The sequence below is a fragment of the Psychrobacter sp. genome, from assembly GCF_035469765.1.
Classification (GTDB): domain Bacteria; phylum Pseudomonadota; class Gammaproteobacteria; order Pseudomonadales; family Moraxellaceae; genus Psychrobacter.
The window spans coordinates 1-7388 of record NZ_DATIRM010000081.1 but is presented as its reverse complement, the minus strand read 5'-3'; the positions used below and the strand labels follow the sequence as shown (position 1 = coordinate 7388).

Below are 7388 nucleotides of genomic sequence, written 5' to 3'. Positions count from 1 at the left end.
TATCTAACCCCCTTTGCTGACGACAATAGCACGATGGCCCCACCTGATCCCTTCCCGAACTCAGAAGTGAAACATCGTCGCGCCAATGGTAGTGTGGTTCGCCCATGTGAGAGTAGGTCATCGTCAGCTCTCTATTCAAAGTTAAACCCCCCTTCGCTAACGCGAAGGGGGGTTTTCTTTTGCCTGGATTTTGGGGTGAGTTTGGTTCTGACTTGATTTAATCAGCTTTTTTCTTGTTATGAAAAATGCTATATATCTTGTATTAAATATATTCCTTCTCATTAATCTAAAATGATTTGACTTATATCGTTATAGCTGCTAATTTTAAAGAGTATTTCAACTTTAGTTAATTAAAAGCATATATGAAGTCTATACGGAATTTGACTCTATAATTAACTTATTAGTAAAGACTTATATCTTATTCATGGTTATCACAAGGAATTGATAATGAAGTTAGCTCCTCTTTTTTCAATAGGTGCCTTAGCAGCTATTAGCCTTCTAGGTTGTTCTAATCAAGCTTCTGATAGTAAAGATGCTTCTGCAGCAACTTCTCAAGAAACAACCACATTACGCTTTTCTCATTTTTGGCCAGCAACGTCCTCTATTAGCACAGAGGTCTTTGAACCTTGGGCTAAGCAAATAGAAGCAGATTCTAACGGCCGCTTAAAAGTAGAATTATATCCTTCAGCGGGTCTTGCTAAAGCAGACGTTACTTATGAATCTGCTGCCAAAGGCACGATAGATATTGGCTCACAAGCACACGGCTATACCAATGGTCGCTTTCCTTTAACTCAGATTACTGAGCTTCCTGGTTTATCAAACTCAGCCACTCAGATGGGTTGTATGCTCCAAACTCTGTATGAAGATGGCACTTTAGCTGGTGAATATGAAGATACCCATATGTTGTTTATGTATGGCGCTGGACCGGGTGCGTTGCATACAACGAACAAATTAATTCGCACACCTGAAGATATGAAGGGTATGCGTATTCGCCGTCCTTCTGCCGTCGCTGGCGACATTATTGAAAGTGCGGGTGCCTCACCAGTAGGTTTGCCTGCCAATGACATGTATACCTCTTTACAACGCGGCGTCGTTGATGGTTTGAGTTTTCCTTGGGAAGCTGTCACTGCCTTTAAGATTGACGAAATCACCAAATACCATACCAATATTCCTTTTTATAGTTCAGCGCTTATGGTGACTATGAATAAAGAGAAATATGAGAGTTTACCGGATGATTTAAAAAAGGTACTGGATAAAAACTCAGGTATGGCGCTTGCCAATAAGGTTGGTGAAGTATTTGATAAACATGATCGTCTGGCAATAGAAGCAGCTAGGAAAAAAGGTGATGAAATCGTTGAAATCCCTGATCCATTGAATGATCCTAACTGGAAAGGACCGCTTGAGAAAGGTACCAATAAATATCTTGCTGATGTTAAAGCGCTAGGTCTAGATGCAGATGGCGTTTATGCCAAGGCAAAAGCCGCCAGTGCAGCCTGTAAGGTCTAACCTAAAGGAGTTGTTACATGGCATTTTTAGTCAAACTGAGCACCCTTATCTCCAGGTTATGTCAATTTATTGGTGGTATCAGTCTCATTATTATTGTATTGACCACGATGCTAGATGTTATTGCCCGCTATGTATTCAAGCTCACCGGTGGTGAGTTTGGATTTACGGTAAAAGGCAGCGTCGAGATCGTCTCTTACTTTATGCTCTTTGCTTTACTTGGTGCGTTTGCTGCTTTTGTCGAACGCTCGCAGATTATCGTCGATGTATTCACTCAAAAGATGTCAAAAGCCTTTAAAGGTTACATGATGGGCACCTTTATGATGGGGTTCTTTATCATCGGCATTGTATTTGCTTGGGGTCTGTATGAGAGCGCTTTTGATGCGATAGAGTATGGCAAAGTCACACAAGACCTTCGAATATCTATGATGCCCATTTATGCTATCAGTGCCTTCTTAAGTATTTTACTTGCCATTCGGTCATTAATCGAATCCATCAATATTTTTAAAACAGGCGAGTTCTTTGACGCTGAGGAGACAGGCGCATGAGTCCAGAAATTATTGGTGCCATTGGTTTGTTATGTATGATTGCGATGGTCATGCTGCGTGTTCCTGTTGCACTTGCTATGTTAGGTGTGGGTCTGGTTGGCTTTGGTGCCGTGACAGCACCTATTGGCGCTTTACAGATGCTCAAAGACTTACCGGTCGATGTTTTAGCGAAATATGATTTTAGTGCTATTCCATTGTTCATACTCATGGGTGTCTTTGCTGCTCATTCTGGTATGGCAGGGAAATTGTTTGATGCCACCCGAACCATCTTTGGCGGCGTAAGGGGCAGTCTAGGTATTGCCGGTATCGGCTCATCTGGTATCTTTGCTTCCATCTCAGGGTCATCATTGGCAACTGCGTCTACCATGACTAAAGTGGCATTGCCACAAATGGAGAAGTACGGTTATCAGCCAGGCTTTGCCTGCGGTATTTTAGCTGCTGGTGGCACTTTGGGAATCATGATTCCGCCAAGTATTGCCTTACTGGTCTATGCTATCTTAACTCAGCAGTCAGTCGGAGATATGTTTATCGCTGGTTTCTTACCGGGCATGCTTGGCATGGTGATGTATTCAATCACTGTTATGATCATGGTGCGCTGGAAGCCACATTTAGCACAACGCGGGGAGTCTACTTCTTGGAAACAAAAGCTAATCTCTTTGACAGGTCTTATTCCGTTTAGCTTTATCTTCATCGTAATTATTTTTGGTATTTTCTTTGGGCTATTTACCCCAACAGAAGGCGCTGCAGTTGGAGCGTTTGTATCATGGGCTTATGCTTTTGCCAAAGGCATGCGAATGACAGGGCTAAAGCAATCCTTGATTGAGACGCTTGCCCTCTCTGCGGTAGTCTTCTTTATGCTACTTGGTGCTGAAGCACTGGGCTACTTTATTTCTGTATCGCGCTTGTCTTATAGTTTGGCGACGTGGATTGGTACATTGGCAGTTAGCCCAATGATAGTACTGATCTGTATCTTGATCATGTATTTCCTCTTAGGGCTATTCATGGATGCCTTAGCGATGCTGGTGATTACGATTCCGGTCGTGTTTCCAATCATTGTGGCTTTGGGCTATGATCCGGTTTGGTTTGGTATCATTGCTGTATTGACGGTAGAGCTTGGATTAATCACGCCGCCAATGGGGATGAATATCTTTGTGATTAAGGCGATGGCACCACATATTAAGCTGTCCGATATGTTCAAGGGGGTGATGCCCTTTATTGTCTCTGACTTGATACGCTTGGTCATTTTGGTAGCGTTCCCAGCGATATCTTTAGTGTTGTTGAGTTAGTGACAACTTAGAGAAATGAGGGATAAAATATTTAAATTAGGATTGTCTTAGTTGGAAAATAAGGTGGTGTTCTAAAAAGTATGCTGGCGATAAAAGTCAATACGAAATCTATGCTAAGTTCTCTGATTCTATAGGGCTTTCAAGGCTTCAAAAATTGTTCAAATTTTAATCAGCATACTTTTTGACACACCACCGAAAATAAAAATAGCAGTTTGATTTTATAGCTATATTGTCATGATGATAATATGGCTTTTTTTATGCTTGACTGTGAGAAGAGGGCTTTTGAATATGGGAACGTTAACATAATGGGTCTCGTTATTATGGATAGTGATAGCTATAGTAATCTTCAATCTATCCCTTTTTATTCCTAAGAAATTGCTAAGTAGAAGAACCATGGCCGTTGACTTTACCAATACCTTGATTGTTGCCATATCGGCAACCGCTTTATTTGATTTATCAGAATCTGAAAACCATCTGTTGACGCTATTGCAAAAGCGCCCTCATGATGCTGTGAAGGAGTTTCGACATTACATGGCGGAGCGTGAGAATAACCCGCTGACTATAGGCGCAGGTTATCCGCTGATTAAAGCGTTACTGAATTTAAATCAATATTGTCATGATTGTGATAGCAAGGATAATGGTGTCGATGCGCCTTTGGTAGAAGTGGTCATTGTCTCAAAGAGTAGTCCTGATACGGGTATCCAAGTCCTTAATGCAATACGTGAGCATGGGTTAACCATTTCACGTTCAGCATTTATATCCGGTAGTCCTATTGGGCCTTATATTAAAGATTTTAATATTGATTTGTTTCTGACGACCAATCGTGAGGACGCGCAGCAGGTTGCTGATGCTGATATCTGTGCTTGTGCGATATTAGATGCCACACCTGTCAATACTTATGAGCTTGATACTAAGCAGTTGCGTATTGCTTTTGACGGTGATGCAGTATTATTTGATGATTCAGGCGAACTACTTTATAAGCAAAAAGGGTTGCAGGCTTTTCATGACCGTGAAGCCCAAATGCGCGATTTACCGATAGAAAAAGGTCCTTATGCAGAGTTATTGATCAAGCTGTCAAAAATGCAAGAACGTCTACCAGCAAGCCTGCATTCTTGTCCGATGAAAATAGCCTTGGTGACGGCTCGCAATGCCCCAGCTGACTTGCGAGCTATCAAAACATTGCGTGATTGGGGCGTAGATATTGATATGGCATTTTTTTTGGGAGGGCTTGAGAAGACTTCGGTACTTAAAACATTTGCGCCGCATATTTTCTTTGATGATTCGGTCAAACATATTGATGCGGCTCGTAGCTTTGTCCCGACGGCATTGGTGCCTTATCATTCAACCTCGCTATTACATGCCAATAGTGTTTTAACGGTTGATAAAGATGCGTCATCGTTATCTTTTAAACCAGTAGAAAATACGACATTATCTGCCAGTCATTAACATGCTTTTAATAAGATAAAAAGGATATAACAGTAGATGAATTGGCAGCAATTGACGACACTTGTAATCGTACGCATCAAACAAGTATTTGGTTTATATGCTTTTGTTCTGCTGCCAATGTGGGTGATGTTTCTTCTTAATGACACTGTATTTTTTGGTCTATGGAATATTTTCGGTATCGTACCGCGAGCATTGGATATTGGCAGTATGATAGGGGTAGTTGCATCATGGACGATGCATGGCAATTTCTCCCATTTACTGGGGAATTCGCTGACACTGATGCAGATTTTGTTCTTGTTTGGCTTATTTGAAAATAATGCCTATCGTACCGTCATTAAGCTGATTGTTGCCGCAGGGCTTGTAACATGGGTTATTGGTTCACCGCTATCGATACATATCGGTGCCTCTGGGCTTTGTTTTGCGATGTTAGGTTATATGATAGGCGGCGCACTGTTCGCAAGGCGTTGGGGATATCTGCTTGCTTGCATCGTGATGGGTACGGGTTATTGGCTGACGATTAAACAAGGCTTGATACCGCAGCAGGGTATCTCATTTGCGGCACATTTTGGTGGACTATGCGCCGGCTTGTTGTTGGGCGCCAACTCTGAGCACGCTTATACGAGAGTAAGTAATCGCTATTAATTTCATTTTTAGGAAAATAGATTCAGACAGACTGTTCAATAAGATATAGAGTTATTCATAAATTATTGTGTAGAGGGCTCAATGACTGAGTTATTTTTTATTGATGCAAACATTAATATATAGTGGGTCACTTTTTTCTAAAGGTCGCCAAGCAGTCGTTTGTTTCACATGCTCATCGATACTCAGCTTACTGTCTTTTTCTTGTAGTACATAATCTGCACGGGCAGGGGCAGCACAGTCAATCACTTGTGGTACTTGCTGCACACTTCTGCGTCTTTCAAACAAATACAAATTGACCAAATATACTTCTGGGTTATCGGCGTTAGCACGAGCGTGTCCGCTATCAGCCGCTATAAAGCGTAACGTCTGTGGTTTAACGTAAGACCACGGGCGAAACCACGTACCTTCTTCAACTTTTTTGACAACATGAACACCTTCAGGGAGCTGTGCAACCTGTTGACCGAACCAGCTATATTCTTGGCTTATTTGAAAACCAAAGATACCGATGGCACCAAATAATGGAATAAGCCATCTTGGCGCTTTCTTACCTGCGAGCTTGCTGAGGTGAGTGATGACTAGTGCTATCCCAGCTAAACCAAACCCAGCCGCTATGGTAGCGATAAACTCAAAAAGCATGAGACTTTTCCTTAACGCAATCAGCGCATTTCATACCAATTATTAAAAATAAAACCACGTTTTCAACTTTTTTTAAGCGAATGTATTATGGCATTTATGATCATCTTTCTCATTATTTTTACTTTTAAAAGAGGTGAATAAAATAATCATGGTTGGATAAGCAGTGTTGAAAAATCACTCTATCACCAGATTGGGATAAAAAAATCACTCACAAGCAGCTGCTGCCTGTGAGTGATATATCATCGTAAAAAAGCATACGTCATTTGCACTTTACTTGGTAGCTTAGTGATCTACTGCAGCACCAGCACCACGTGGAGAACGTACACTTTCAACCAATTCTTGGATATGTGCTGGTGGTGGCGCAGTCGCATAAGAAACTGCGAATGCTACGATAAAGTTCAGCAATGCACCAATCACACCAAATGATAATGGTGAGATACCAAACAACCAGTACTCTTCAGTATCAGGGAAGTTTGCTGTACCCGTGATAAAGAACCAGCCTTTATAGATGAAGATATAAACTAAGATACTAATCAAACCTGTGAGCATACCAGCGATGGCGCCCAAGTTGTTAATACGTTTAGAGAAAATACCCATCATCAATGCAGGGAACAGTGAGGCACCGGCAATACCAAAGGCCAATGCAACGACCTGTGCAGCAAATCCTGGTGGATTAATACCTAAGTAGGTAGCAACCACAAGCGCAATAGCCATCGTGATACGTGCGACTTTTAGCTCGCCTGCATCACTAATATTTGGATTAAGGTTACGCTTGATCAAGTCATGACTGATCGCTGATGAGATTGCGAGTAGTAGACCAGCTGCTGTAGATAGCGCTGCTGCCAAACCACCTGCGGCGATAAGACCAATAACCCAACCTGGTAGCTGTGCGATTTCTGGGTTAGCCAATACTAAGATATCAGCGTTGACGTCAAGCTCGTTACCTGCCCAGCCTCTATCAACAAACACACCATCACGCCCTAAAGCATGCTCAGCTTTTGCTTTTTCAACGGCCGTCGTTGCTGCTGCAACATCACCGCCGTCAGTCGTTGCCGCAGCCAATGCTAGCTCTGCTGCGCCAAGTCCATTATCATTATAGAACTGGATGCGACCGTCGTTATTTAGGTCGTTATATTTAATAAGACCGGTTTCTCCCCATGTTTTCATCCAATCTGGACGTTGATCATATTCGAGAGCAGGAGCGTCAACACCTTGTGGATAAACAGTATTGATTAGATTTAGACGCGCCATTGCACCTACTGCTGGCGCAGTGAAGTATAGTAGCGCGATAAATACCAACGTCCAACCAGCTGTCCAACGCGCATCT

Annotated in this window: 7 protein-coding genes and 1 rRNA gene; 6 read left to right on the top strand and 2 right to left on the bottom strand. The window is 42.2% G+C overall.

Annotated elements, in window-relative coordinates:
- Positions 1 to 15: 15 nt before the first annotated feature.
- From rrf to VLN09_RS02300, 6 genes are all read left to right on the top strand, one after another.
- Positions 16 to 129, top strand: a 5S ribosomal RNA gene (gene rrf, locus VLN09_RS02325).
- 318 nt (positions 130 to 447) lie between these two features.
- The gene (locus VLN09_RS02320) at positions 448 to 1506 is read left to right on the top strand and encodes a TRAP transporter substrate-binding protein (protein ID WP_325243606.1); all 1059 of its coding nucleotides are present in this window, start codon (positions 448 to 450) and stop codon (positions 1504 to 1506) included.
- Positions 1507 to 1523: 17 nt separating this feature from the next.
- The gene (locus VLN09_RS02315) at positions 1524 to 2051 is read left to right on the top strand and encodes a TRAP transporter small permease (RefSeq protein ID WP_325243605.1); all 528 of its coding nucleotides are present in this window, start codon (positions 1524 to 1526) and stop codon (positions 2049 to 2051) included.
- On the top strand, positions 2048 to 3337 hold the full coding sequence (locus VLN09_RS02310; protein WP_325243604.1) for a TRAP transporter large permease: 1290 nt from the start codon (positions 2048 to 2050) through the stop codon (positions 3335 to 3337). Before VLN09_RS02315 ends, VLN09_RS02310 begins: the two co-directional genes overlap by 4 nt.
- 393 nt (positions 3338 to 3730) lie before the next feature.
- The gene (locus VLN09_RS02305) at positions 3731 to 4783 is read left to right on the top strand and encodes a 5'-nucleotidase (protein ID WP_325243603.1); all 1053 of its coding nucleotides are present in this window, start codon (positions 3731 to 3733) and stop codon (positions 4781 to 4783) included.
- A 36-nt stretch (positions 4784 to 4819) separates the two neighbouring features.
- Positions 4820 to 5425, top strand: coding sequence for a rhomboid family intramembrane serine protease (locus tag VLN09_RS02300; RefSeq protein WP_325243602.1), 606 nt, complete (start codon positions 4820 to 4822; stop codon positions 5423 to 5425).
- Between the two features lie 90 nt (positions 5426 to 5515).
- Here VLN09_RS02300 and VLN09_RS02295 read toward each other — a convergent pair whose 3' ends face one another.
- Positions 5516 to 6061: a hypothetical protein gene (locus VLN09_RS02295; RefSeq protein WP_325243601.1), complete on the bottom strand. Its 546-nt coding sequence runs from the start codon at positions 6059 to 6061 to the stop codon at positions 5516 to 5518.
- Between the two features lie 282 nt (positions 6062 to 6343).
- On the bottom strand, positions 6344 to 7388 hold a 1045-nt coding region (locus VLN09_RS02290), incomplete at its 5' end, for a VC_2705 family sodium/solute symporter (protein WP_325243600.1).